The organism is Euzebyella marina (assembly GCF_003687485.1).
Lineage (GTDB): Bacteria > Bacteroidota > Bacteroidia > Flavobacteriales > Flavobacteriaceae > Euzebyella > Euzebyella marina.
Map to the genome: position 1 here is coordinate 3697077 of NZ_CP032050.1, position 25051 is coordinate 3722127.

Annotated in this window: 26 protein-coding genes; 11 read left to right on the top strand and 15 right to left on the bottom strand. The window is 39.7% G+C overall.

Annotated features, from left to right (window positions below; translation table 11 throughout):
• The first annotated feature begins 19 nt into the window (after positions 1 to 19).
• Together D1013_RS15765 and uvrB are read left to right on the top strand one after the other, a co-directional pair.
• Positions 20 to 1468 (top strand): T9SS type B sorting domain-containing protein, encoded by a 1449-nt coding sequence (locus tag D1013_RS15765; RefSeq protein WP_121849743.1) that lies wholly within the window; start codon positions 20 to 22, stop codon positions 1466 to 1468.
• Positions 1469 to 1526: 58 nt separating this feature from the next.
• A complete protein-coding gene (gene uvrB / locus D1013_RS15770; protein ID WP_121849744.1) occupies positions 1527 to 3515 on the top strand; it encodes an excinuclease ABC subunit UvrB in 1989 nt (662 codons plus the stop codon).
• A 582-nt stretch (positions 3516 to 4097) separates the two neighbouring features.
• Here uvrB and D1013_RS15775 read toward each other — a convergent pair.
• Entirely contained in the window at positions 4098 to 4523 is a 426-nt protein-coding gene (locus D1013_RS15775; RefSeq protein ID WP_121849745.1) for an Hsp20/alpha crystallin family protein, read from the bottom strand.
• A gap of 158 nt (positions 4524 to 4681) precedes the next feature.
• Positions 4682 to 5083 carry a TerB family tellurite resistance protein gene (locus tag D1013_RS15780; RefSeq protein WP_121849746.1) on the bottom strand — a complete coding sequence of 134 codons (402 nt, stop codon included), beginning with the start codon at positions 5081 to 5083 and terminating at the stop codon, positions 4682 to 4684.
• A gap of 126 nt (positions 5084 to 5209) precedes the next feature.
• Between D1013_RS15780 and D1013_RS15785 the strand changes: the two genes are divergently transcribed.
• On the top strand, positions 5210 to 5596 hold the full coding sequence (locus D1013_RS15785) for a DUF1456 family protein (RefSeq protein ID WP_121849747.1): 387 nt from the start codon (positions 5210 to 5212) through the stop codon (positions 5594 to 5596).
• A gap of 45 nt (positions 5597 to 5641) precedes the next feature.
• Here D1013_RS15785 and D1013_RS15790 read toward each other — a convergent pair whose 3' ends face one another.
• Positions 5642 to 5977, bottom strand: coding sequence for a hypothetical protein (locus tag D1013_RS15790; RefSeq protein ID WP_121849748.1), 336 nt, complete (start codon positions 5975 to 5977; stop codon positions 5642 to 5644).
• A gap of 130 nt (positions 5978 to 6107) precedes the next feature.
• Positions 6108 to 6569 (bottom strand): Lrp/AsnC family transcriptional regulator, encoded by a 462-nt coding sequence (locus D1013_RS15795; RefSeq protein WP_121849749.1) that lies wholly within the window; start codon positions 6567 to 6569, stop codon positions 6108 to 6110.
• Between the two features lie 551 nt (positions 6570 to 7120).
• Here D1013_RS15795 and D1013_RS15800 point away from each other — a divergent pair.
• The 4 genes from D1013_RS15800 to D1013_RS15815 all read left to right on the top strand — a co-directional run bounded on the left by D1013_RS15800 (position 7121) and on the right by D1013_RS15815 (position 13091).
• Positions 7121 to 10066 carry a TonB-dependent receptor gene (locus tag D1013_RS15800; RefSeq protein ID WP_162987927.1) on the top strand — a complete coding sequence of 982 codons (2946 nt, stop codon included), beginning with the start codon at positions 7121 to 7123 and terminating at the stop codon, positions 10064 to 10066.
• A 26-nt stretch (positions 10067 to 10092) separates the two neighbouring features.
• Positions 10093 to 10599 carry a hypothetical protein gene (locus D1013_RS15805; RefSeq protein ID WP_162987928.1) on the top strand — a complete coding sequence of 169 codons (507 nt, stop codon included), beginning with the start codon at positions 10093 to 10095 and terminating at the stop codon, positions 10597 to 10599.
• 30 nt (positions 10600 to 10629) lie between these two features.
• Positions 10630 to 11817: a pyridoxal phosphate-dependent aminotransferase gene (locus D1013_RS15810; RefSeq protein ID WP_121849752.1), complete on the top strand. Its 1188-nt coding sequence runs from the start codon at positions 10630 to 10632 to the stop codon at positions 11815 to 11817.
• Between the two features lie 122 nt (positions 11818 to 11939).
• A complete protein-coding gene (locus D1013_RS15815) occupies positions 11940 to 13091 on the top strand; it encodes an AEC family transporter (protein WP_192466569.1) in 1152 nt (383 codons plus the stop codon).
• Positions 13092 to 13169: 78 nt separating this feature from the next.
• On the opposite strand, the gene D1013_RS15820 is transcribed toward D1013_RS15815, so the two are convergent.
• From D1013_RS15820 to D1013_RS15830, 3 genes are all read right to left on the bottom strand, one after another.
• Entirely contained in the window at positions 13170 to 13511 is a 342-nt protein-coding gene (locus D1013_RS15820; protein ID WP_121849753.1) for a hypothetical protein, read from the bottom strand.
• A gap of 263 nt (positions 13512 to 13774) precedes the next feature.
• Positions 13775 to 14968, bottom strand: a complete 1194-nt coding sequence (gene sucC / locus D1013_RS15825; RefSeq protein ID WP_121849754.1) for an ADP-forming succinate--CoA ligase subunit beta — start codon at positions 14966 to 14968, stop codon at positions 13775 to 13777.
• A 179-nt stretch (positions 14969 to 15147) separates the two neighbouring features.
• Positions 15148 to 15786, bottom strand: a complete 639-nt coding sequence (locus D1013_RS15830) for an LON peptidase substrate-binding domain-containing protein (protein ID WP_121849755.1) — start codon at positions 15784 to 15786, stop codon at positions 15148 to 15150.
• Positions 15787 to 15952: 166 nt separating this feature from the next.
• Here D1013_RS15830 and lysA point away from each other — a divergent pair, with 166 nt between their 5' ends.
• Both lysA and D1013_RS15840 read left to right on the top strand, forming a co-directional pair.
• Positions 15953 to 17194 carry a diaminopimelate decarboxylase gene (lysA, locus tag D1013_RS15835; RefSeq protein WP_121849756.1) on the top strand — a complete coding sequence of 414 codons (1242 nt, stop codon included), beginning with the start codon at positions 15953 to 15955 and terminating at the stop codon, positions 17192 to 17194.
• Between the two features lie 67 nt (positions 17195 to 17261).
• The gene (locus D1013_RS15840) at positions 17262 to 17792 is read left to right on the top strand and encodes a thioredoxin family protein (RefSeq protein ID WP_121849757.1); all 531 of its coding nucleotides are present in this window, start codon (positions 17262 to 17264) and stop codon (positions 17790 to 17792) included.
• A gap of 35 nt (positions 17793 to 17827) precedes the next feature.
• On the opposite strand, the gene D1013_RS15845 is transcribed toward D1013_RS15840, so the two are convergent.
• The 6 genes from D1013_RS15845 to D1013_RS15870 all read right to left on the bottom strand — a co-directional run bounded on the left by D1013_RS15845 (position 17828) and on the right by D1013_RS15870 (position 22481).
• On the bottom strand, positions 17828 to 18259 hold the full coding sequence (locus D1013_RS15845) for a hypothetical protein (RefSeq protein ID WP_121849758.1): 432 nt from the start codon (positions 18257 to 18259) through the stop codon (positions 17828 to 17830).
• Between the two features lie 55 nt (positions 18260 to 18314).
• Positions 18315 to 19787, bottom strand: coding sequence for an IMP dehydrogenase (gene guaB / locus D1013_RS15850; RefSeq protein ID WP_121849759.1), 1473 nt, complete (start codon positions 19785 to 19787; stop codon positions 18315 to 18317).
• A 46-nt stretch (positions 19788 to 19833) separates the two neighbouring features.
• Positions 19834 to 20340, bottom strand: a complete 507-nt coding sequence (locus D1013_RS15855) for an Aq_1264-related membrane protein (protein ID WP_121849760.1) — start codon at positions 20338 to 20340, stop codon at positions 19834 to 19836.
• 125 nt (positions 20341 to 20465) lie between these two features.
• Entirely contained in the window at positions 20466 to 20714 is a 249-nt protein-coding gene (locus D1013_RS15860) for a hypothetical protein (RefSeq protein WP_121849761.1), read from the bottom strand.
• A 129-nt stretch (positions 20715 to 20843) separates the two neighbouring features.
• Positions 20844 to 22004 carry a PepSY-associated TM helix domain-containing protein gene (locus tag D1013_RS15865; RefSeq protein WP_225621537.1) on the bottom strand — a complete coding sequence of 387 codons (1161 nt, stop codon included), beginning with the start codon at positions 22002 to 22004 and terminating at the stop codon, positions 20844 to 20846.
• Positions 22005 to 22142: 138 nt separating this feature from the next.
• Positions 22143 to 22481, bottom strand: coding sequence for a hypothetical protein (locus tag D1013_RS15870; RefSeq protein ID WP_121849762.1), 339 nt, complete (start codon positions 22479 to 22481; stop codon positions 22143 to 22145).
• A gap of 188 nt (positions 22482 to 22669) precedes the next feature.
• Here D1013_RS15870 and D1013_RS15875 point away from each other — a divergent pair, with 188 nt between their 5' ends.
• On the top strand, positions 22670 to 23035 hold the full coding sequence (locus D1013_RS15875) for a hypothetical protein (RefSeq protein ID WP_225621538.1): 366 nt from the start codon (positions 22670 to 22672) through the stop codon (positions 23033 to 23035).
• 2 nt (positions 23036 to 23037) lie between these two features.
• Here the strand turns inward: D1013_RS15875 and D1013_RS15880 are convergent, their stop codons facing one another.
• Together D1013_RS15880 and D1013_RS15885 are read right to left on the bottom strand one after the other, a co-directional pair.
• Positions 23038 to 23904 carry a hydroxymethylglutaryl-CoA lyase gene (locus tag D1013_RS15880; RefSeq protein ID WP_121849764.1) on the bottom strand — a complete coding sequence of 289 codons (867 nt, stop codon included), beginning with the start codon at positions 23902 to 23904 and terminating at the stop codon, positions 23038 to 23040.
• A gap of 27 nt (positions 23905 to 23931) precedes the next feature.
• Positions 23932 to 24558 carry a LysE family translocator gene (locus D1013_RS15885; protein ID WP_121849765.1) on the bottom strand — a complete coding sequence of 209 codons (627 nt, stop codon included), beginning with the start codon at positions 24556 to 24558 and terminating at the stop codon, positions 23932 to 23934.
• 72 nt (positions 24559 to 24630) lie between these two features.
• Here D1013_RS15885 and D1013_RS15890 point away from each other — a divergent pair, with 72 nt between their 5' ends.
• Positions 24631 to 25047, top strand: coding sequence for a Dabb family protein (locus D1013_RS15890; RefSeq protein WP_121849766.1), 417 nt, complete (start codon positions 24631 to 24633; stop codon positions 25045 to 25047).
• Positions 25048 to 25051: the final 4 nt, after the last annotated feature.

Consider the following 25051-nt stretch of genomic DNA (forward strand, 5'->3'; position numbering starts at 1 on the left):
AGAGAACAACTACAAGAAAATGCGACTCGTCATACTCATATTTTTAATCATTTATGCTCATGAATCCGTTGGGCAGACTTGTTCTTCACTGAGTACCCCAATAGATGGGGCGTTAGATGTTCCGGTTGATTCTCCCATCCGTTGGAGAACTGTACCTAACATTATCGGTTACGTAGTTTCCTTAGGCACTACTCCAGGGGGTGGCGAAATAATCAATAGACGATCGTCTGGACAGAATAATTTTTATCTTCCTGAAGTAGGTCTTCCTGCCGACACCCAAATTTATGTGACTATTGGCTACTTCAAAGAGGGGCAAGACTTCACCACTTGCGATGTAGAAACGTTTAGAACGGTAAAAGTAACCCAACCTCCTCCTTGTACAAATTTAGAAACACCAATGAAAAATAGTTCTAACATTGCTGCAGATACAGATCTTCAATGGAATTATGCCCCCACGGCAACGGGTTATTTTTTATCAATTGGCACTTCAGTTGGTAGTAATGATGTTCTGGATAATTTTGATGTTAAAAACACTCTTAGTTATGAAGCTCCCGATGGCTTACCTGCAGACACCGAGGTTTTTGTTCAAATAACACCCCATAATGGAATTGGAGAAGCGGTTAGTTGTCCCACGGAAAGCTTTATTACAACTTCAGCAGTCATTGACTGTGGTCCGTATTTCGATTTTACTTCGGGCACCACCATAACTTTAGGTCCTGAAATTACTATTCCCGATGCCATCGGGCTCTGTGCACAACAACCGGTAACTACCATTGTAAGCGAAGATGTCGCCGACGGTTTTAGATGGTATTTTTTAGAACCTGACGGAAACGAAAACTTGATATCAACGGAACCCTACATAGAACTTTCTAAGGCAGGTGCGTATCGTTACGAAGCTTACAATAATATTTCGCAGTCGGCCACCATAGTAGAATGTAGTCAATCTAAGTTATTTCATGTATTCGATTCCGATGCGGCGGTGATTGAATTTATTGAGGAAACTAGAGAGACCAATGGGAGAGATATAAAGGTAAATATTTCCGGTGCCGGAGATTACGAATTTGCTCTGGGCAATAGAGAGGGCCCCTACCAAACGAGCAATACCTTTTCCTCTGTTTCCCATGAATTTCAGGAGGTTTTCGTACGTGACAAAAATGGGTGCGGTATTACCATTTCATCCATTCCCCGTAGGTTAAGTAAAGATGATTTTCCAAAATTCTTCACTCCAAATGGCGATGGGGTTAACGATTTCTGGCAGTTTACCAAACCTTTAAGGGCCAACGAGATAGATATTACCGAAATTCATATATTCAATCGATTTGGACATTTACTGGCAATTATCGAACCAGAAAGAAAAGGCTGGAACGGGGTTTACCAAGGTACCTTGTTACCTGAATCGGATTATTGGTATAGGGCCTATTCAGCAAACGGAGAAGAAATACGAGGTCATTTTACACTTAAGCGTTAAGACTATCTATTAGTTCATTAGCACCAAATCAAAGGTACTTCTTTCGTAATTTTACGATATGAAATTCAAAGTAGTATCAGATTATCGCCCCACGGGCGACCAGCCAAACGCCATCAAGCAACTATCAGAGGGCATAGAAACAGATGAAAGGTACCAGACCCTCTTGGGTGTAACCGGATCCGGAAAGACCTTTACCGTAGCTAATGTCATTGAAACCGTTCAACGCCCTACCCTTGTATTGGCACACAACAAGACTTTGGCGGCCCAATTGTATTCAGAGTTCAAGCAGTTCTTTCCCGATAATGCAATTGAATACTTTGTTTCGTACTATGATTATTATCAACCAGAAGCTTTTATTCCCACTACAGGGCTTTACATCGAAAAAGATCTATCTATCAATGAAGATATTGAAAAACTCAGACTGAGTGCCACGTCTTCATTACTTTCTGGCAGACGTGATGTATTGGTAGTAGCCTCGGTATCTTGTCTTTATGGTATAGGTAACCCCATAGAGTTTCAAAAAAATGTAATCTCGATAAGAAGGGATCAGGTAATCCCGCGAACCAAATTCATGCACCAACTGGTTCAAAGCCTCTATTCTCGCACGACGGCAGATTTTAGAAATGGAAATTTTAGGGTAAAAGGTGATGTGGTAGACGTATTTCCAAGTTACGCTGATCATGCGTTTAGAATTCATTTTTTCGGGGATGAGATTGAGGAAATCGAAGCCTTCGATCCTTTTAATAACAACGTCATCGAAGTGTATGAGAACCTGAATATATACCCTGCGAACATGTTCGTTACATCTCAAGACGTTCTTCAAAACGCAATTCATCAAATTCAAGATGATTTGGTCAAGCAAGTCGACTTTTTCAAGGAGGTCGGTAAGCCTTTGGAAGCTAAAAGGCTTGAAGAGCGCACTAATTTTGATTTAGAAATGATTCGAGAGCTCGGCTACTGTTCGGGAATCGAGAACTACTCAAGATATCTCGATGGTCGAGAACCGGGTACTCGACCCTTTTGCCTTTTAGATTATTTTCCTGACGACTACTTGATGGTGGTAGATGAAAGTCACGTAACGATACCGCAGGTTCACGCTATGTACGGGGGCGACCGTAGCAGAAAGGTGAATTTGGTTGATTATGGTTTTAGATTACCAGCGGCCATGGATAATCGTCCGTTGAAATTTGAAGAATTTGAAGCCTTACAAAATCAGGTCATTTATGTAAGTGCCACTCCGGCGGATTACGAGCTGCAATTAAGTCAAGGGATCTACGTAGAGCAGGTTATAAGACCAACCGGATTGTTGGATCCGATAATCGAAGTTAGACCTAGTCTAAATCAGATTGATGATTTGGTGGAAGAAATACAAACACGGGTTGAAAAAGATGAGAGAACCCTCGTAACAACTTTGACGAAGAGAATGGCGGAAGAATTGGCCAAGTACCTTACTCGGATTAATGTGCGCTGTCGATACATTCACAGTGATGTCGATACCCTCGAGCGGGTTGAAATTATGCAAGATTTGCGTAAAGGCATTTTTGACGTGCTGATAGGGGTCAACTTATTGAGAGAAGGTCTTGACCTACCAGAGGTATCTCTAGTGGCTATATTGGATGCCGACAAAGAAGGATTTCTACGTAATAATCGTTCGTTGACCCAGACGGTAGGTAGGGCTGCAAGAAACTTGAACGGCATTGCCATTATGTATGCCGATAAAATCACCGAAAGCATGCAAAAAACCATCGATGAAACTACCTATAGAAGAGAGAAACAAATAGCTTATAACCAAGAACACAATATTACCCCAAAAGCACTTAATAAAAGTTTGGATAGCGTGCTTGCAAAAAACTCGGTTTCCACTTATCATTTTGAGAAAGAAGAGAGGCGGGCAGCAGAACCCGACATGGACTATTTGACCAAAGATCAAATTGAAAAATTGATTCGCGAAAAACGGAAGGCTATGGAAAAAGCTGCCAAAGAATTAGATTTTATGCAAGCAGCAAAACTTCGTGATGAAATCAAAACGTTACAAGAAAAAGAATAAATTAGGTATATTTAGACTTGAAATTTATCCAAATCGAAATCCTTAAGTTATTATACAAATAACATCATTTAAAATTTTGGTAAACAATTCTTTAATATAAATTTTTAGATAAGACTAAATTTGGTAATTCCTTGAAAAATTCTCAAAAATTCATTTAATTACAATTTTACAAAGCATTAATCTCCAAGCAAAAAATATTTCTCAAAAGTTGCCTTGAACTTAGGAATGACGCAGGTAACCCAATTGCATTTCTCAAGAATATAATCACTCATACCTGTACAAAACTACATATCATTCCTCTTAAAATTTAGATATTAAACTTAAAGGAAAACACCCCCGTTCATGCCTATAAAAGAGTCATCTAATTTTGAATTATTCGAAAACTTAAATAGGAAAAACATCACCAAAAAAACATTGAACAACGACCTGTTTTGATTGCAAATAAAACCATTTTCAACTGCGCTTTTGCAATAAAAAAACGCCTCGAAATTGAACTTCAATCCAAGGCGTTTTCCAACTAACCAACTAAACTTAAAAATTTCCTACATTGACCGGTAGGCCGGCTAAAACTCTCTTACGAGTTTACTTTAATTCTATCAACCTTTTTGGTTTTGGCAATGACTCCTCTTTTTTAGGGAGTACAAACTTCAACAAACCATCTTCATACTCAGCTTTAATCTTATCGGTATCGATAGTTTCAGGCAAGGTGAAAGATCTCTTAAAACTTGAAAAGTTGTATTCCTTACGGGTATACTTACCCTCTTTCACTTCTTCTTCATGCTTCTTTTCAGAAGAAATAGTCAGCACGTCATGGTCGACTTCAATATTAAAATCCTCTTTTTTCCTACCCGGAGCCACAAGCTCTAGCTCAAAATCTTTTTCATTATCCTTTATGTTGACAGCTGGCACATCAAAATTTGATGTATCAACACCACCAAACCAATCAGGTTTAAAAATTTCGTTCATCAATGAAGGAAAAACCAAGTTATTTCTCTTTACAATACTCATGATATTTTGTTTTTAATTATTAGAACATTTATTCATTCCCTAAAAAACAAACAGCATACCATCAAGCAAAACATGCCTTTTTGACATATTTCAGCTATCAAAAACTGTCATTTTGTCCTAAAACTATCTTAAAAAGACCTGTTTTTTGTCACAAGCTCTTAATTGTAATGAACCTTAAAAATATCTATGAGCGTTTTCGGCGGCACTACACCGCCAGGGTAATCGTTCATAACCGCTAGCACCCTTTGAATTGCCATTGGAGGCAACCCCATTGAAAGACCTAGATTATGAAGCTTGGTTACTTCTAACTCTTGCTGTTCAGCATCTACATTCATCAACAAGACCAATCGATGAAATTGAAGTATTCGGTCGGCCTGAGATTTAGGCTGAACATGCTCGACTTCTGAAACAAATAATGAATTAAAAGTTTCCCTATCTACACCTAACTGGTCGGCAACTCCTTTAAGAAAATTAAACTCGGGCTCTTTGATTTGTCCATCTACTTTTGCAAATTCGATCATTTCCGAAAGAATACTAAGCTTCTCTTTTTGCGATGCCATAAACCTGTTTTAATGTAGTCTATTTCTTATAATATTAAAATTACAAAATTGATTGACATACCCGTGTTAAAAAGTTTGAAGTTATTGAGATACCTATAAATTGTAATATCTTGCCAAAAAATTGAGATGACCAATAACGATATATTTAAAAAATTACGTGTAGCCCTAATGCTTAGGGACGATGAAATAGTAGAAATACTAAAATTGGTTGATTTTAATATCGGTAAAAGTGAGTTAGGCGCCTTTTTCAGAAAGGAAGACCACCCCAACTATCGTGAGTGCGGTGACCAGGTACTGAGAAATTTTTTGAACGGCTTAGTCATTCACCTTCGCGGAGACAAGAATACCCCAAAACTACCCGGTGATGTACTAAAAAACAGCCTTACACCAAAGACTTCGCAAAAAAAGGAGAGTGACCGAAACAAGAAAAGGTTTGCCAAACCGCAACAAGATATTACTCCTGTCAAGTACAAAAACAAGCCGTCGCAAAGAAAAGGTCAAAAAAAATCCTGACACCTTATAGAAAAGGTATCAGGAAACTTAATAAACAACTCACGACTACAGCGCCACCCTAACAGCAACTGTATAAAGTTTACCTTCTACAAAAGATGACATATTCACCTTTTTGTAATTCAATTTGGCCTTGACAAAATTCTCAAGGTTGGCATCTTCAGAATCAACAGACAAGACGACGATTTCCTGCTCTTTATTCAAGGTGAAACGTACTTGAGCGGTCATATCGACTTCATTCGAGGTTAAGGTATTCTCACTAAGAATTTCAGAAATTTGCTTTGATAGGGAATTAGAACCTGATTTTGGTTCAGAATCATTGGCAAGAACATTACCAAAGGTTAACAGCATTGCAGATACTAGTACTAAACTAATTTTTCTCATGACTTTCGTTTTTAAATGATTGATGATTGATGATATATTTAAAAGACGAGTGCAAAAGAAAACTGTTACGGCATCAGTTCATTTTAACAAATTTTTAAAATTTAAACTGAATTCTTTACCCGAAGTTTTTTCATTCACCAAAATCGATATGTCGATTCATGGTTTCCTCCAAAGAAATAAAAGATTCAATGTCACGAATACCGTCAATCAAGAGTATAGATTCTTGATAAAGTTGACGATAATGAATACTGTCACGGGCATGAATCTTAACGAAAACATCATACTTTCCCGTGCTGTGGTGAATCTTTACCACTTCGGGTACCTCAGATAGCTTGTCGATAACACTTTTGTATAGCGATGCCTCCCTTAGGTAAAGACCCAAAAAAACCGTCATCTTCCACCCTAATTTGCTGTAGTCGAGAGAAAGCGTAGCACCTTTGATAACTCCCAAATTCCTCATTTTTCGTGTCCTCATATGAACTGTTCCCGGTGAAATACCAGCCCTTTTGGCTACCTCGGTATAATTCATTTGAGCATCTTCCGACAGTATTGTCAATATCTTGTGGTCTACAGCATCGAGCTTATCTTTCATAATCTAAAATTTGGCGTCTTTAATTCAATTCAGTTGGCAATTTCAAAACACATTTGACGTTTTAACCCCATATTTTCTTGAATTAAATCTATCAAAAATGCGATTTCAGTAAATTTAATTTAAGCTTTTGAAAAAAAGCGTAATAATATGCTAATAAACCCCCTTATTTAATGAATAATGCGTTTTTTTTGACAACTCAAATTTTAGATGTCGTAAAAATGATTTTTTTAAATAAAATATAGATTTAACAGTTTTTTAACCGTTAAAAAACATGGTTCTGCCGATTCGTTAGAAAAATCGCTTAAAATTTTCTTTTAAGTAGATTTTAAGGACATAAACCTCTATAACACAGTCTTTTCTATAACTTTCACATTTTTTTTTGTGAAAAACTCCCATTAATATTGTTTAGTTGTTAAATCGTGTTAACGAAACCAACAAAGTAAAGTATCCGGAACTTTTCTTTCATTGAATTTGACCCCCAATCCATTCATTATGAGTGAGGTGTGGTTGGGCAAATGACAACGTTTAGTATCAACCAAAACCTTGTACTTATGAAGAAAGCTCTAATACTGTCATTCTTTTCTTTAATATCTCTTTCGGTCGGTTTGGCCCAAGAGATAATGATTACCGGTAAGGTAATAGATGACCAAGGAGTTGTACTGCCTGGTGTAGACATTATAATAAAAGGAACTACCAAGGGCACAACCACCAATTTTGATGGGGAATTCACAATAGATGCACCCTCAGACGCCATCTTGATTTTTTCATCCTTGGGATTTTCAAAGAAGGAAATTCCGGTAGATGGCCAGAATAAACTAGATGTGATATTGGTTCCTGCTGCAGAACAATTATTGGAAACCATTGTAATCGGTTCAAGAGGGCAGCCAAGAACCAAACTGGAAACCCCCGTTCCGGTAGATGTAATAGATGTAAGCCAACAAGCTATCAATATGCCCCAAACAGATTTGGGAGATGTGCTTAAGGCTTCAGCCCCCTCGTTCAACGCGTTTCAATCGCAAGCGGGGGATTTGTCGTCTCATGTGGTACCGCCCACTTTAAGGGGTTTGGCACCTAACCAAATGTTGGTACTCATCAACGGCAAAAGAAGACATTCATCGGCCTTGTTACTGGGCAACCAAACAGGTACGAGCTCCAATGCAACAGACATGAGCTTTATACCTACGGCCGCTGTACAACAAGTTGAGATCCTTCGTGATGGTGCTTCTGCACAATACGGATCCGATGCTATCGCAGGTGTTATGAACATTATAATGAAAAAAGGAACAGACCAACTTACAGCCACCCTTAGTATGGGCGGCTATCCTGGTTTAGAGCCTGACATGAGCGATCAACTTACCCCTGAAGAAAATATTCTTGAGCGGGGTTTCGATGCTGATGGATTCAATTATCAGTTTGATGGCAATTATGGTGTTGCTTTTGATAATGGAGGATACCTTAACGTAACCGGAACCTTAAAACAGGCCAAAAGAAGTATCAGGCCCTCAGTTTTGGGGCTGGATAGATCTCCGCTTTATAGTAGCGATTATCTGACCAACCAAACAACCGACACTTATGGAAACCCTATTATTACCAACCCTGAACTCGTAGATGCCCTTGCCGCAGGTAACACCTCATTGGCAGCAGAAGTTTCTACCCTTGAAGGCCTTATGGAGGCCAGAGGCATCGAACAAAAGGATGTCGCTTCTTATGCCGGTAATCCGGCCATTAACCTAGGGGTTTTAGCCTATAACTTTTCAACTCCCCTGACCGAGAACGTCGACCTTTATTCATTTGGCGATATAGGTTTCAAGTATACCGAAGGTTTTAGTTGCTTCTACAGAAGGGCTGCACAGGCCGATAGAACAAGTTATGCCCTCTACCCTAACGGGTTTAGACCACAAATGTACTCCAATCAATTCAACACAAGTTTTGCATCGGGAGTTTCAGGTACTCTTGGGGAATTCAATTTTGACCTGAGCAACACATTTGGTGCTAATAAAATGGCGATAGGTATGTTCAATACTTGGAACGCCAGTATCGGAGAATCTTCACCAACAGACATGTACCTTGGTACGCACAACTACCTTCAAAACACGACCAACCTAGACATAAGCAGATATTACGAAGATATTTTTGAAGGACTGAACATCGCAGGTGGTGTTGAGTACCGAGTTGAAAGGTACCAAATCGAAGAAGGTCAAGAAGAAGGCTGGACAGCTGGTAGCGCTGGTATCTACACCGCTACGGAAGATAATGAGGCTTTGGTAGGCCCTGATGGTTTACCGCTTGAAGACCTTAGTGGCAACCCTATTGTTGATGAAAATGGAGACCCCTTGGTGTTGAGCAATGCAGGTTACTCTGCCGAATTGGTGAAAGGTTACGCATTAAACTGCCAGTGTTTTAGGGGCTTCGGTCCTGATAACGCAAGCCGCAACTTTAGGTCGGTAATCGGGGCTTACTTAGATGTTGAAATGGACTTTACGGAGAATTTCTTTGTGGGTCTTGCAGTTCGCTCTGAGTCGTATTCCGATTTTGGAAAGGTATTCACCGGCAAAATCGCTTCTAGACTATCTTTAAGTGACAACTTTGCCCTTAGAGGTTCTTTCAGTAACGGTTTTAGAGCACCTTCGCTTCAAGAACTAAATTACTCACATAGTTATACGTTTTTTGTGAACTTGGTTCCTTTTGATGGTACCCTGTATAGAAATAGTAGTGCTGCCGCCAGAGCAATTGGCATTTCCCAACTACAAGAAGAAAGATCGACCAACTTCAGTTTCGGTTTCACCACCAAACTTTTTGACAAGTTAGAATTGACCGTTGACGCCTATAAAATAGACGTTACCGATAGAATTTTTCAAACTTCGGAATTTGATGCAACAGAGGCTCCTGCTTTAGGTCCGGTAATTGGTTCCGGTCTAGCAAGTTTCAGGATCAATGGTGGCGACGTTAGTACAAAAGGTATCGAACTGGTTGCCAACTATACCACATTCTTAGGTGAGAATAAATTGAATGCCACCCTATCAGGAACTTTCCGTGAGAACAAATTCGAGCAAGTAGTTGTTCCTGATTTGAACACCGCCTTGACAGACGATGAATTGGCGGCCAAATATGTCGACAGGGCTTCGATTGGCCAATTCGAAACCGGTACGCCTAGCTCTACCGTCATAGGCACTCTAAACTATTCGTTCGGCAAGTTCAGCACGATGATCAGAGGTACTCGCTACGGATCGGTAGAAAACTTGGCGGCCAACGAGCAGAACCTTTTTGGTGGCGGCTTCGGATATCCTGATCAAACGTTCACTCCTGAATTTGTGGTCGACCTAGGTATCACTTATAAATTCAGCGATATGTTGAGCCTTACCGTTGGGGGTAACAATATTTTCAACGAATATCCTGAGATACACAGATATGAGAACAGAAGCTTTAGCCTATTCTCTAATTATCAGCAAGGGTCTAACGGTTCTTATTATTTCGGACGCCTAACATTGACACTATAATCGAAGCATCAACAAAAAATAGCATTATGATGAAAAATATAATCAAACATATTTCCTCCGCATTAGCCATGCTTTTGATTTTGGCTTCATGTGATCAAGAACGTTTAGAACCAGTACTTACCGCAGCCGATGGCGGTGGCAAAATGACCTCCTACACTGCTTATTCTATTGGTACTGAATCGGAAACGGATGTATACGGTCGGGTCGTATTTTGGATGGATGCCGCTGGCAGAACCCAGGTACAGGTCTCTGTATACAACACCGAAGTTGGGTCTACCTATCCAGTAAGTCTAATTAGTGGAACAAGCGCCGCAGCGGGAAGCGAATTAATGGCCTTATATGATTTGATTGGTAAAGAATCGAACGGACTCGTATTCGGAGAGCTTGGCGAGAGCAAATTTTACACTATTACCGACACCTCATTTTACGACGCTTTACCGGAATTGGATGCACATATCAGCATTTTCTCCAGTGGCGCTATCATTGCCTCGGGCGATGTGGGTGCCAATGCCGAGCCGGTTGAAATGAATTAAATAGAACTTTTAACTTAAATATATAGCACTATGGAAACATTAAACAGAAGAGCCTGGTTAAAGCGAGGAGCTTTAACGGCCGCAGGTGCCATGGTTATGCCCCATCTTTCGTTTGGGGAAGCCCCAATGGCAAAACTTAATTTCGATGCCCAAGGCAGAACTATTTACAGCCCATTTTTCAAAGAATTCAATTCGAAGGTATTTCCTGATAGCGCCAAACTTTTGGCCAAACTAAATGCCAACGAAAACCCTTATGGTCCGTCACCCATGGCAGTCGAGGCCTTCAAAAACGCCACTCAACTGGGCAACAGATATGCTTGGAGAGAACTTTTTGACCTAATGGATAAAATTGCGGTTAAAGAAGGGGTTAAGATAGAAAATGTAATGATGGGCCCTGGTTCTTCAGACCTTTTGGAGAAAACGGCCATGGTCATGTTCGCCGAAGGCGGCAACGTAGTTTCTGCAGATCCTTCTTATATGTCTCTCATAAAAGTGGCCCAGGCAACCGGAGCAAGTTGGAAACCTGTCCCTCTAAAAGATGATTGGTCTCACGACTTAAAGGGTATGGAAGCTGCCATAGACAAAGACACTAAATTGGTATACATCTGTAACCCTAACAACCCCACAGGAAGCATGACCGATCACGCCGAGTTGGTTGATTTCTGCTCTAGGGTGTCTGAGAAAGTACCGGTATTTGTTGATGAAGCGTACATGGGCTTTCTTGAGGACGGAGATAAGAAAAGTATGGTCAACTTGGTTGCGGAAGGTAAAGATGTAATCATCGCCAGAACCTTTTCTAAAATTCATGGTATGGCCGGTCTTCGCGTTGGCTATATCGTAGCTCAAGAAGCGACTTTAGATAAAATACAGGATATAACAAGAGGTGGTATGGGCATTACCTACCCATCTGTTTATGCTGCCTCGGCCAGTATGGATGATGTTGAGTTTCAGAACAAATCTAGAAAACTGAACGCTGAATGCAGAGAGTTTGTGTATTCTACTTTAGAAAAAATGGGCTACGAGTATGTTCCATCATCTACCAGTTTCATTCTCTTCCCAATAGAAATGGAAGGAGAAAAATTCTTGGAAAAAATGACCGCCCAAGGCGTAGGTGTTCGTGCTTTCGATATTATGGACAAAAATTGGTGCCGTGTTAGTATGGGAACCATGGAAGAGATGAAAATCTTCTCTACAGCCTTACAAAAAGTGCTCGTTTAAGTTAAGTTAGCCCATTGAGTCGGGTTTGCGTTATTGCCTTGATACGTTAAAATCCGGCTCAGTATGGGCTCATGACTACAGATTACCCTTCAGTACAACTAAAACTTCAAAACTAGATTCTTATGAACTTCGCGCTTCAAAACACCCTTGAACTGGTATTGATTATCGGCTTAGGACTTTTGCTACAAAAGAAAGTGGCCAAGCAAGACTTAAAGGGCGTTAAAACTATAATACTCAGCGTGGCCCTTCCGGCCGTTATTTTTGTGGCCCTTTTGAAAATAAAGCTCGAGAGTTCGCTGTTGATATTCCCAATTTTGGCATTACTTTTCAACCTGATAATGCTTGCCTGCTCAAAGTATTTCTTGAGCACTACTCTTTCAAAAAACGAAGACTCGAAGAAGCGAACGATTATGATGCTTCTGCCCTCTTTAGCTCCAGGGCTTTCATGCTTTCCTTTTATAGTAGTTTATCTTGGCGATGATTCTCTGGCCCTAGCCGCATTGGCGGATGTCGGAAACAAAATATTCGGGTTGATTCTGCTTTACATGCTTGCCATGCATTGGTACCACAAACGCACTTTAAAAGATGCCAAGGCATCGACTTCGAGCAAATTAAAAAGTTTGGCCCTCTCATTACTTCAAGAGCCTATTAATATGGTAATTATTGTCGGGTTGGTCTTGCTGGCCTTTGGCCTCAATATGACCTCGTTACCCGTGTTTTTACAGGGTACAATAGAACAATTGAAAATTTTAATGACCCCATTGGTTTTACTCTTTATTGGCATGGCGGTTAGAATCAAATCTGGCGAATTCGGCCTTATTCTATCACTTTTGGCCAGAAGAGCGGGTATTACCTTTATATTGTCGGCCATCTTTGTCTTTATTTTTCCTGCATTGACACCGGCTCTTATTCTGCTATTGGTCGTTTTTCCTCAAAGCTCTTGTAGCTTTTGGCCATTTGCGCATATGAGCGCCGTAAGTACTATGGAAGAAAGTGATGGGCAGCAAAACCCCACTTTTGACATTAACTTCGCCGTCAATATCTTGGCTTGCTCCCTACCCTTTTCGACTATATTGATTATAACCATTTTCTCATTTAGCGAGTTTTTCATCAATCCGTGGGCTTTATTATCGGTTGGTGCCTTGGTAACCGTAGCTTCGTTTGTGCCTTCTTTGATTTCAAAAATCAAGAAAAGTAAAGAAACGAAAATTGAGACCGCCAGGTATGGTAGTTACGCTAGTCTGAACCCAACATCATCCGGTGAGGAAAGCTAAAATTTAATTTCACAACCAACCATAAAAAAACCTCTGGAGAATTATTCTTCAGAGGTTTTTCAGCTAATTGGTACTTGTCTATTTTTTCACTTCAATAGGAATTCTATATACAACCCCCTGTTCAAAGGTACCTTTTGCCAACCTTTGAAAATCAACGTTCTTTTTAATAAATTCCTTAAGTGCAACATTCTCGGTTTCCACGGTAAGAATACGCAAATAGTTGCCCCTATCTACTGCCAAACGAACTTCTGCCCTATGGCCACGAATTTCATCAGGAATATTAGGCACATCAAGCATTTTGTATACCTGAGCTGCCACCGCTTTTGAAGGCACCGGATCAATCATTTCTGAATCGGCAGTCATGGCATAACCTACACCCGTAACTACCGTCACTATCAACATAAATAAAATCTTTTTCATCTTTAGGATATATTTTTACTACTAATTCAGGTTAAAGATAACATAATTTAAAGGTTTTAAATTATTGATTTACTAAAATTTAACATGAAAAAATTGCAAATATTAAAAATTATTCAATAATCTAACGAATCATCAGATTTTACTCAAAAATCTACTAAAACGTTTGAGACGTGTTAAACCAATTTAGGGTTTAGGTTAATTACATATTAAAAAAGGTGGCCAATTTGGCCACCTTTTACATATTATTTCGAAGCAAAAAATTACTAGCCTAGTACTTCTTTCACTTTGTCCGCAGCTTCTTGAAACTGCACTGCAGAATGAACGGCTAAACCGGAGTTATCGATAATCTCTTTTGCCAATTCGGCGTTGGTACCTTGTAAACGAACGATAATCGGCACTTTGATGGCATCTCCCATATTTTTATAGGCATCTACAACACCTTGTGCAACCCTATCACAGCGTACGATACCACCGAAGATGTTGATTAAAATGGCTTTTACTTCCGGATCTTTCAATATAATTCTGAAAGCTTCTTCTACTCTCTTTGCATCGGCGGTTCCACCCACATCTAAAAAGTTAGCTGGTTCACCACCGGCCATCTTAATAAGATCCATTGTGGCCATGGCCAATCCCGCACCGTTCACCATACACCCAACGTTACCATCAAGGTCGACATAGTTAAGGCCTACCTCACGCGCCTCGACTTCAATCGGATTCTCTTCTCGAAGGTCTCTCATTTCAGCATATTGCTTTCTGCGGAACAAAGCATTGTCGTCGATAGACACTTTGGCATCTACCGCCATGATTTTATCATCAGAAGTCTTAAGCACCGGGTTTATTTCGAACATGCTTGAATCGCTGTCAACATATGCTTTATAAAGAGCCGAAACGAACTTGGTCATCTCTTTAAATGCAGTTCCGGAAAGGCCTAAGTTAAAAGCGATTTTACGCGCTTGAAAAGGCAAAAGACCGGTTGCAGGATCTATCTCTTCGGTAAAAATTAAGTGAGGGGTTTTATCTGCCACCTCTTCAATATCCATTCCACCTTCGGTAGAATACATAATCATGTTTCTTCCAGTACCTCTATTCAATAGTACCGACATGTAGAATTCACTTGTTTCGCTATCCCCTGGGTAGTAAACATCTTCGGCAACCAATACCTTGTGTACTTTTTTACCTTCGGCCGATGTTTGCGGCGTAATCAGGTTCATACCTATGATATTACCGGATAGCTCTTCGACCTCTTTAAGGTTTTTGGCCAATTTAACGCCACCACCTTTACCTCTTCCCCCTGCATGCACCTGGGCTTTTATAACGTGCCATCCTGTTCCGGTTTCAGCTGTCAACTGTTTGGCTGCCTCTACTGCTTCTTTAGCATTGTGGGCCACAATTCCACGCTGAATGCGCACTCCAAAACTGGCCAATATTTCCTTTCCTTGGTACTCGTGAAGATTCATATGTTAAAGGTCTATTTTAGGTTCAGCAGCAAAAATAGGCAACTGTATGTTCAAATTCCAATTTAGATGCTGCAAATTCAGAAAAAAATTAAGGTTTAAAAGAATCAATTTATCAAGTATGATTCAGGTTTTTAAAAATCACGTAATAACCACCCTATAGAGTGAAATAATCACAACGATTAGAGATTAAAATCTTTAAAGTCTAAAGGATCAAAATTTCTAAAATCACCGTTCATTTTTATTGTCTTTTTGGTTCTGTCTACCTCGGTCAACACGGCGATGGTCGTGAGCAAATGTTGTTTGAGATAATTAAGACGTTCGCTTTCTTTGGCCATTTGCAAGAGTTCGTATTCCTGCTCAAAGGAAAGTCCCATTTTATGGGCAAGCACATAACTATTGAACTTATTTACCGTCAACGGGGTAAAAGGCACTTCCATTAGTTCATAAAGTTCATGTATCTTTTCCAATACTTCACGCTTTAGGCCGATTTTCGCGTCATTCAAATTATCTAAAAAGTCGACCTCGCCCCCTGCATATAGCTTATTGTTCATTTTATTGTCAAAACTGACTATACGAAATACTTGACGGGCAACGCAAGTGACATCCATCTCACCACCTTCATAAGTATTTACGATTTCAACCAATTGCACCTCAGTGCCAAAAACCATTTTATTATTGATAAAAACCGGAATACCGAAGGTAACCGCCTCATCTCGGCAATCTTTGATCAACTGTTTATAACGGTCTTCGAATATGTGGAGCGGAACCGTTTCACCAGGAAAAAATATAGACTGCAATGGAAAAAAGGGCAATTTCATGGGTTAGCATTTTCCGCTAAAAATACAACGCAAAATAACCTTGGGCAAGAAAGAAACAACAGACCTTTGTTTTATTTATAACATTTTGTTTTATTTTTAAAAACTACCGTCGATTTTTTGTCCATATCATTAGAAGGCGTTAGTTTTGCCGAAAACTGGAAGTATTATGAACAATGCCGATTTGCTTAAGATAGCAAAAACTTATGGGGATCCCGTTTATGTCTATGATTCAGAGAAAATCATTTCTCAATTCAATCGACTTACCAATGCCTTTAGCACTGTAAAAAAGTTAAAGCTGAATTACGCCGCTAAAGCACTCTCAAATATTGCTATACTTAAACTAATGAACAGCTTAGGAAGCGGTCTTGATACCGTTTCTATTCAAGAGGTACAATTAGGCTTATTGGCTGGCTTTAAACCCGAATCTATCATTTTTACGCCTAACGGTGTTTCTTTAGAAGAAATCGAAGAAGCGGCCAAACTTGGCGTTCGTATCAACATCGACAACCTTTCGATTTTAGAGCAGTTTGGTAGCAAACACCCTGATATTCCTGTCTGTATTCGCATCAACCCTCACGTTATGGCGGGTGGCAACTCGAAAATTTCGGTAGGTCATATCGATTCGAAATTCGGTATCAGCATACACCAAATACCTCATTTGTTGCGTATTGTTGAAATTACGAAAATGAATATCAATGGTATTCATATGCATACCGGTAGTGACATTTTAGATATCGATGTTTTTCTATACGCTTCCGAAATTCTATTCGAAACGGCTAAGAATTTCAAAAATCTAGACTTTATCGATTTTGGTAGTGGCTTTAAAGTGCCTTACAAAGAAGGGGATATCGAAACCAATGTTGAAGAACTTGGCAAAAAACTAGGTTCTCGTTTCAATGAGTTCTGTAAAGAATATGGCCGTCAGTTAACACTGGCCTTCGAACCAGGAAAGTTCTTGGTAAGTGAAGCCGGTCGTTTTCTGGCTAAGGTGAATGTCGTAAAACAAACTACCTCAACCGTTTTTGCAAGTATCGATACGGGCTTTAACCACCTTATTAGACCGATGCTTTACGGGGCCTCACATAGAATAATCAATATTTCGAACCCTGAAGGTAGAGAACGCTATTATTCAGTTGTAGGCTATATCTGTGAGACCGATACCTTTGCGAGCAATAGAAGGATCAATGAAATTTCTGAAGGCGATATTCTTTGCTTCAAGAATGCAGGCGCCTATTGCTTTACCATGGCCAGTAATTACAACTCACGATTTAGGCCGCCAGAAGTGCTTTGGCATGAAGGCAAGGCCATACTTATTCGTGAGCGGGAGACTTTTGACGACCTCATTAAACATCAGGTCGATGTTAAAGACCTGTTCGAGCCCAAAAAGGTTAAGGCTGAAGCAAAATAAATGAAGGCTATTTTTCGTTAGCTTTGGTATAATTGTTGGACTAACTGTATACCTTAAGCCAAAGTTCATGAAAATCTCCCTTTTTAAATCCCTTATTCTAGGTTTTACGCTGTTCTTAGCATCCGCGATAACACTTTCTGCTCAAGAAGTACAATGGCTTTCTTGGGATGAGGCCGCCCAACTGGCTTCAACGGATGAAAAGCCGAAGAAAATTTTTGTCGATGTCTACACAGACTGGTGTGGATGGTGTAAAAAGATGGATAAGGACACTTTTCAGAATGCTGAAGTAGCCGAGTATATGTCGAAAAATTTCTACATGGTGAAATTAGATGGCGAAGGCAAAGAGCCCATAGAATTCAAGGGAAAGACCTATAAGTTTGTTCCCTCGGGAAGAAAAGGGTATCATGAATTCGCCGCCGCATTGCTGCAAGGCCGTTTAAGTTATCCGACAACTATTTTTCTAGATGAAGAAATGAACATGTTATCTCCGGTACCCGGTTATCAAAAACCGAAACCATTTTTGAATATTGCGAAATATTTCGGGGATAATATCTACAAAGAAAAAGATTGGGCCACCTATTCTGGCGAAGGAAAATAAAAAAAACTCCAACTTAACAGTTGGAGTTTTTTATTCTATTTTTTTTCATATTTCTGACCGCACCCCTCTATACAAGGAAAAGAAAGAATAAGAGAGCCTTCTTCAATATGATAGTACACTTTAAAGTCCTCAATATCACATTCTTCAGGCATTAAGTAATTCTCTTCTGAAAATTGGGTGACGATGGTATCGTTCATCACATAAGTACCTGATGTATTTGTGCCTGTCTCAATAGTCAAATCACAAAGTTCACCGTTGGATTTAAAGATTCCGTCTTCTAAAAATTCAATGGATTTCTCACTATCTACCTCACGATATTCCCCGCTTCCGTCACCTGGATCCGAATATTGCTCAATCAACAACCAAGTGCCGACCAAGTCTGGATTTTCAGGGTCGATTTCATCATCGCTATCTGAACAGGATACCGTTAGAAGTGCCATCAAAATAAAAAAACTCAATCTTTTCATACTTGTAATTTTTTATAAGATGCGCAAAAACCAAAAAGGTTGCCCACAAGTGGTCTTATCTACTGTAATTGGGCGATTCTTTGGTGATAGTAACATCATGCGGGTGGCTTTCATTGATGCCACTTGAAGTTATTTTCACGAAACGACCATTTTCTTTAAGCTCGTTGATATCTTTCGCGCCACAATAGCCCATACCTGCCCTAAGACCTCCAACAAATTGATGTATGCTTTCGTAGAGCTCCCCTTTGTAGGGTACACGGCCTACAATACCTTCAGGAACAAGTTTCTTTATATCATCTTCAACATCTTGGAAATAACGGTCTTTACTGCCTTCTTTCATAGCTTCTACCGAACCCATTCCGCGATATGACTTAAACTTCCTTCCTTCATAAATAATCGTCTCACCAGGAGATTCTTTGGTACCCGCTAGAAGCGACCCCAACATTACCGTATCGGCACCAGCCGCAATCGCTTTTGGAATATCACCTGTATAACGTATACCACCATCTGCAATCACAGGAACTCCGGTGCCCTTAATAGCAGAAGCAACTTCAAGTACTGCTGAAAATTGCGGGAAACCCACACCAGCTACCACTCGTGTAGTACATATAGAACCAGGACCAATACCTACTTTTACGGCATCGGCGCCAGCTTCTACCAGGTATTTGGCCGCTTCGGCCGTTGCGATATTACCAACGATTACCTCAAGATCTGGAAATTTTTTCTTGACCTCTTTAAGAACGCTAACCACACCTTTGGTATGGCCATGGGCAGTATCGATAACAACGGCATCTACACCTGCCTCGACCAGAGCCTCTGCCCTATCGATGGCATCAGGTGTAACACCTATGGCAGCCGCAACACGTAGCCTACCATAGTGGTCTTTATTGGCAATTGGTTTTAAGGTCAACTTGGTAATGTCCCTAAAGGTTATCAAGCCTACCAACTTATAATCTTCGTCAACAACTGGCAGTTTCTCAATTTTGTTCTCTTGCAATATATCTTCCGCCTCTGCCAAAGAGGTACCTTTACCTACCGTGACCAAGTTTTCAGAAGTCATTACTTCAGAAATAGGACGATTGTTGTTTTTTTCAAAACGTAAGTCCCTATTGGTAACAATACCCAAAAGTTTTCCTGAGTCATCAACGATAGGAATACCTCCTATACTAAACTCTTTCATGCTCGCTTTGGCATCACGTACTTTTGAATCTAAGGGCAAAGTAACGGGGTCTAGGATCATACCGCTTTCAGCCCTTTTTACCTTTCTAACTTTTACGGCCTGCTGTTCTATGGTCATGTTTTTGTGGAGAACACCGATTCCACCCTCTTGGGCGATGGCTATGGCCATACGTGATTCGGTAACAGTATCCATAGCTGCGGAAACTACAGGAACATTAATGGTGATGTTTCTAGTAAATTTTGTTTGAATGTTCACCTCTCTTGGAAGCACTTCAGAATAGGCCGGAACAAGGAGTACGTCATCGTAAGTAAGACCTTCTCCTAGAATCTTGTTTTGGTGGGCTTGCATAGCAATTAAGGATTTAATTGCGTGCAAATGTAGTGAATTTTATTGGTTATTCAGCAGTGTGTATGGCAGTCTTAAAACACAATTGGCACAACACCAAAATAGCGGAAGCCGTAAAGGTAAGGGTCATTAAAATGCCTGAAAAGACCACTATGTATTTCATCCATAATATTCCCGACCACATGAGATATATACCTCCGAATGTTGCTATTACTGAAAAAAAGGGCTCAACGGTCAAAAACATTTTTAATCTCTTGGGCAATTGAATCAACCACACCAAGGCGCCCAGCAGAAAAAATATGAGGGACATGCTTAGAATATGGGTGTGAACGATGGTTAGCATTTCCCTTTCTCCTTTCTTAAACTTCATTACCTCGGCTTCCTCGTCTTCTTCATTGCCCAAGTAATTTTCTTGAATACCTGAAGGATGGTTAGAATCAGTTTCTTGAATAAATAGCAAACCAGTATAAAAACCTATGGAAAGAACCAATACAAAAACCCCAACGAACACCTTCACCTCTTTTGGCAAGGTCAATAATAGACCGTTATACTTCATAGCTTACCGCTTTAAAATGCTAAAGCAATAAAACTTTTGAAAGAGCTGCAAATTAAAGTTGCAAAAGTCACAAACAAAAAAGACCACCAAAGGTGGCCTTTTCTATCATAATTAGAAGTTTGCTATTATGCGCTTGCACTTTGTGGTGCCCAATGGGCACATGACATGCCAGGGGCCGCTTTCTGCGGATTGGCACAGTCACTAGTCTCATATCTTACACAGGTAACACAATTTTCTTTATCCTTTAAGGTAGCCTTCATCTCAAAACTATCACAAGTATAACTATTGCCTACCTTAACACCGTGCACCTTACAAACGTTGCCTTCAACTAAATTATCGCAGTTGATACAACTATTACCTAATCTTATAGACATAACTCATTTTTTTAAAATTAAACTTATTCTAAGTTAATGAGCCAGCGCTTTAGAAGCAATTTAAATAACTGATTTACAGCTATATGAATTTAGATTGATTTAAAATTGAACTAATAAAAATTCAATTTGCTAGACAGCCCTACTTGGCTGCCATCGTGCTACTTTTGTATTCTTTTTAAATTTACGCCCGTACCATAGCAACACACCTGTTACAGGCAGACTTGCCACGACCAAACTTGCCAGAAAAGCAATGATTTTGCCAGCAAGCCCCCCTATGGCACCTACATGTATGTCATAATTCATTCGAATCAACTTATCGGAAACATTGGCATCTGCATACTTACCATAAATACCGTCGGTCTCAATCTCTTCCAATGTATATTGATCAAAATACCTATAATCATTTTCGTAATAGATACCCTCATTTCGCGTAACTTCTACGTATATACTGGTACTATCGGCAAAAGGATAATGTATCTCATAGCTAAGTGCGGTAGGATCTTCTTTTTTTAATTTACCTATCAGATTGTTCATTGGTATAGTTTCCCCCTCTTCGCTTTTCTCGCTCGTATTATTGGGGATGTAGAAAGTTGCGATTTTTTCACCGCCGATACCTTTGTAATAAGATGAGTAAAACCAGTCATAAGCCATCACCGAACCCGTGAACGCCAACACTAGACCAAGACTGTACACATAAAAACCGACTACTGAATGCAAATCAAAATTCTTTCTCTTCCATCTTGTGCTTGCTTTCCAATCAAATTTCAATCGCTGCTTTAAATTGGTTCGTTTTTTTGGCCACCAAAGTATCAAACCGGATATCAAAATGAACATAAATAACAGTACCGATATGGAAACTACATGTTCACCGATAACCGGCGGTAACCATAACCGAACATGCCCCTTTAATACAAAAGCAAAAAAACCGCTCAGGTGGTCTTTTACATAAAGAATTTCACCCGAATAAGGGTTAAGAAAAACACTTTGGTAGAACTCTGGCTCAAGCTCATAAAAAATGACTTCTAAAGGTTCATCGGGTTGGCCGTACAAAGTACCGTGAACATGCTTCTCAGGAAAAACTGTCTTTGCAATGTCTCTCGCCCTTGTTGCCGAAAGCATCTCAGAATTTTCCGCTTGTACTTGGCCATGATCGACATAAAGTGATTCTATCTCATCTCGAAAGACCCACAGACAACCTGTGATACTTACAATAAATACAACCAAGCCTGTGGCAATACCCAATATTCGATGTAGTGCCAACAGTCTTTTTTTGAACAATCCCTTTGCCAAAGCTCTTTAATAATTTAGGTTCTTAAATATTTACAGGAAGATTTCTTCTCAAAACCGCACAAATATACCTAAGTATAGATAGGCAGCTTAATTTTAACTCTAAATTCTAGATATAGCGCATCGAAAAACCGAACTACATTATTTAATCCGGTACTGTTTCAAGGTCTCATCCATATTCAAGACAAACTGAGTGCCTTTGACCAAATCTTCCATTTCAGCCAATATTTCATCATTGACTTTTAGGCAAATATCAACAAGAGGGTTCGTACACCATATCTTATTGCATTTTCCCCCGTTGCAATTGTCGCAATTGCAAGGTTTATCTGAATCTTGTATGATGGCAAGAAAGTTTGATAAATCGTTCTCAGACATATAAATACCGACCGTATCAACAATCAATTGAAGCTTACACTCCACATTGGGTGCCTCAAATACCTTATAAAACGCACCATAATTATTGCCATATATAAGTTCCATACAAAATCTTTAAACGAAAAAAGCCAGCGATCTAACCTAGAAAAGATCGCTGGCCAAACTAACTCAAACTTAATGCGGTGTTGAAACGCATCATGAATGTGAGCGATAAATTCTATTACCACTAACAAATATACTTAGTTATTTTTATTCAATCTAAATAAAACCATTAATTTTGAGAACCCAATAGCATGAAAATTTACTCTATGGATGATATTACCCTCATTTACAATAACAAATTCGGACTCGCCTTTAAATGGACAAAAGAAAGTTTAAGCAAGAAGAAGGTTCAGCTGGTCTTTCGGGATACAGGGTTGTACCTATCTACCATTGAACTAAAGAGTTTTGCAAAAAATATCAATAAATGCCTACAAAGCACGAATTGTAGCAATTGCCCTCAAAATGAAAATTGTAGAAACCTGCTCGTAGACTCGCCCATTAAAAATGTAACCTTTGCCATGAACAAGAAGGAAATTAACGATATGAAAGATTTGGTAGAAGGTACTTTATTTCACCTCAACCTTGACCAATACCTAGAGCGCTTGGTGAATGGGTAATTTTAATGATACTTACCGAATAACTCAGTTGCTTTATTAAAGGCAGCCTCAAAGACCATCCAATTAACACCGGTATCTGCCTTTTCAGCGGTTAGATAAGATAGAACCTTTTCAGTGGGCATATTACCCGTAAGTTCATCTTTGGCCATGGGGCAGCCACCAAAACCCTGAACTGCACCATCAAATCTGCGACAACCGGCACCATACGCTGCATCTACCTTTTCGTGCCATTTGGTCGGAGTGGTATGCAAATGGGCCCCAAACTCAATATGGGGGTATTTGGGAATCAGGTTAGAAAAAAGGTATTCAATCGACTCTGGGTTCGAAGAGCCCACAGTATCTGAAAGAGAAAGTATAGAAACTCCCATTCCTGCCAATTTCTCAGTCCACTCACCTACTATGTCAACATCCCAAGGGTCGCCGTAGGGGTTACCAAAGCCCATAGAAATATATGTGACTACTTCCTTATTGTTTTTATTCGCGTGCTCTAATATCTGCTCCAAAATAACAATAGACTCCGCAATTGTTTTATGCGTATTTCGCATTTGAAAGTTTTCAGAAATAGAAAACGGGTAGCCTAAATAATCAATTTCAGGGTGTTCACAGGCATCTTGTGCACCCCTAAGATTGGCCACTATTGAAAGTAACTTGCTTTTCGTTTTTGAAAGATCGAGCTTACCCAATACTTCAGCCGTATCTACCATTTGCGGTATGGCCTTAGGTGATACAAAGCTTCCAAAATCTATGGTATCGAAGCCGCAGTTGAGAAGTGATTGTATGTATTTTACCTTGGCATCTGTTGGTATAAACGTCTTGATACCCTGCATTGCATCTCGCGGACACTCAATAATTTTTACCTTGTTCTCCATAAACCGAACGCCTACTCAAAATTACCACTATTTATCCGATATCAATAAATACACGGCAATACCCAAGAAAACTATGATTTGCAGCCATTTTAAGTACCAACCTGCCCGTGTGTTGTCTTTTAGGTATACCGAGATTGAACCGGAAAGCAAGGCAATACCCCCAAAAACAAGCGATGAGACTGCAATAAACAACCCTCCTAGAACATAGAACTGTATGACATTACTGATTTCATCACTAAAAAGGAAAGCAGGAAAAAATGCCAAAAAGAAGATGGTTACCTTGGGGTTCAAAACGTTCATAATAAAACCCTGTCGAAACAAATACCAGATGCCCTTTTGAGGAACAGTATCTCCTGATAATACTACCGAAGAATCGCTTTTATAAACCTGAAAGGCCAAGTACGAAAGGTAAATCGCGCCCAAAACCTTAATCCCCAGAAAAAGGCTATCGCTTTGTTTAATGATTGCAGATACGCCAAAGGCCAATAAAGTAGTATGAACAATGCAACCTGTCATTAAACCGGCCATCGTGGCGATACCATGTTTTTTACCGTTCACTAGGCTCTGCATGAGCACATAAATGTTGTCAGGACCAGGCGTAATGGCTAGGGCAGCGGTAGCACCCATAAATGCGTATAGCGTTTCATAATTCACGCAATAAACTTACCAATTAAATTCTGAAGATGTTCTGGTCGGTTTTTTATATCTTACCCAAAATTTTTAATTATGAAATCAACAAAACTAGCTTTAGTACTTCTATTTATAGGCTATGGCACATTTGCCATGAAGGCTTCTACTCTAAACAACAACAATATAAATTTCACTATGGAGCAAGACAGTGTTTTACGTCATGTAGTTATGTTCAAATTCAAAGAGGGAACAGCGCAAGCCGATATTGACAAAGTTCAGGAAGCTTTTAGCGCATTACCCAGCAAAATACCTCAAATTGCTTCTTACGAATGGGGCACCAATAACAGTCCTGAAGGTCATGACAAGGGTTTCACCCATTGTTTCTTTCTTACTTTTAAAAGTGAGGCAGACCGCGCCATTTATTTACCACACCCAGACCACAAAGCTTTTGGGGGTATTTTAGGGCCGTATTTAGATGACGTTATGGTGTTAGATTACTGGAGTAAGGAATAAATAA

Excerpts from the sequence above, each read along its gene's own strand:
- D1013_RS15765 (WP_121849743.1), top strand. The coding sequence starts at position 20 with ATGCGACTCGTCATACTCATATTTTTAATCATTTATGCTCATGAATCC.
- uvrB (WP_121849744.1), top strand. The coding sequence starts at position 1,527 with ATGAAATTCAAAGTAGTATCAGATTATCGCCCCACGGGCGACCAGCCA.
- D1013_RS15775 (WP_121849745.1), bottom strand. The coding sequence starts at position 4,523 with ATGAGTATTGTAAAGAGAAATAACTTGGTTTTTCCTTCATTGATGAAC.
- D1013_RS15780 (WP_121849746.1), bottom strand. The coding sequence starts at position 5,083 with ATGGCATCGCAAAAAGAGAAGCTTAGTATTCTTTCGGAAATGATCGAA.
- D1013_RS15785 (WP_121849747.1), top strand. The coding sequence starts at position 5,210 with ATGACCAATAACGATATATTTAAAAAATTACGTGTAGCCCTAATGCTT.
- D1013_RS15790 (WP_121849748.1), bottom strand. The coding sequence starts at position 5,977 with ATGAGAAAAATTAGTTTAGTACTAGTATCTGCAATGCTGTTAACCTTT.
- D1013_RS15795 (WP_121849749.1), bottom strand. The coding sequence starts at position 6,569 with ATGAAAGATAAGCTCGATGCTGTAGACCACAAGATATTGACAATACTG.
- D1013_RS15800 (WP_162987927.1), top strand. The coding sequence starts at position 7,121 with ATGAAGAAAGCTCTAATACTGTCATTCTTTTCTTTAATATCTCTTTCG.
- D1013_RS15805 (WP_162987928.1), top strand. The coding sequence starts at position 10,093 with ATGATGAAAAATATAATCAAACATATTTCCTCCGCATTAGCCATGCTT.
- D1013_RS15810 (WP_121849752.1), top strand. The coding sequence starts at position 10,630 with ATGGAAACATTAAACAGAAGAGCCTGGTTAAAGCGAGGAGCTTTAACG.
- D1013_RS15815 (WP_192466569.1), top strand. The coding sequence starts at position 11,940 with ATGAACTTCGCGCTTCAAAACACCCTTGAACTGGTATTGATTATCGGC.
- D1013_RS15820 (WP_121849753.1), bottom strand. The coding sequence starts at position 13,511 with ATGAAAAAGATTTTATTTATGTTGATAGTGACGGTAGTTACGGGTGTA.
- sucC (WP_121849754.1), bottom strand. The coding sequence starts at position 14,968 with ATGAATCTTCACGAGTACCAAGGAAAGGAAATATTGGCCAGTTTTGGA.
- D1013_RS15830 (WP_121849755.1), bottom strand. The coding sequence starts at position 15,786 with ATGAAATTGCCCTTTTTTCCATTGCAGTCTATATTTTTTCCTGGTGAA.
- lysA (WP_121849756.1), top strand. The coding sequence starts at position 15,953 with ATGAACAATGCCGATTTGCTTAAGATAGCAAAAACTTATGGGGATCCC.
- D1013_RS15840 (WP_121849757.1), top strand. The coding sequence starts at position 17,262 with ATGAAAATCTCCCTTTTTAAATCCCTTATTCTAGGTTTTACGCTGTTC.
- D1013_RS15845 (WP_121849758.1), bottom strand. The coding sequence starts at position 18,259 with ATGAAAAGATTGAGTTTTTTTATTTTGATGGCACTTCTAACGGTATCC.
- guaB (WP_121849759.1), bottom strand. The coding sequence starts at position 19,787 with ATGCAAGCCCACCAAAACAAGATTCTAGGAGAAGGTCTTACTTACGAT.
- D1013_RS15855 (WP_121849760.1), bottom strand. The coding sequence starts at position 20,340 with ATGAAGTATAACGGTCTATTATTGACCTTGCCAAAAGAGGTGAAGGTG.
- D1013_RS15860 (WP_121849761.1), bottom strand. The coding sequence starts at position 20,714 with ATGTCTATAAGATTAGGTAATAGTTGTATCAACTGCGATAATTTAGTT.
- D1013_RS15870 (WP_121849762.1), bottom strand. The coding sequence starts at position 22,481 with ATGGAACTTATATATGGCAATAATTATGGTGCGTTTTATAAGGTATTT.
- D1013_RS15875 (WP_225621538.1), top strand. The coding sequence starts at position 22,670 with ATGAAAATTTACTCTATGGATGATATTACCCTCATTTACAATAACAAA.
- D1013_RS15880 (WP_121849764.1), bottom strand. The coding sequence starts at position 23,904 with ATGGAGAACAAGGTAAAAATTATTGAGTGTCCGCGAGATGCAATGCAG.
- D1013_RS15890 (WP_121849766.1), top strand. The coding sequence starts at position 24,631 with ATGAAATCAACAAAACTAGCTTTAGTACTTCTATTTATAGGCTATGGC.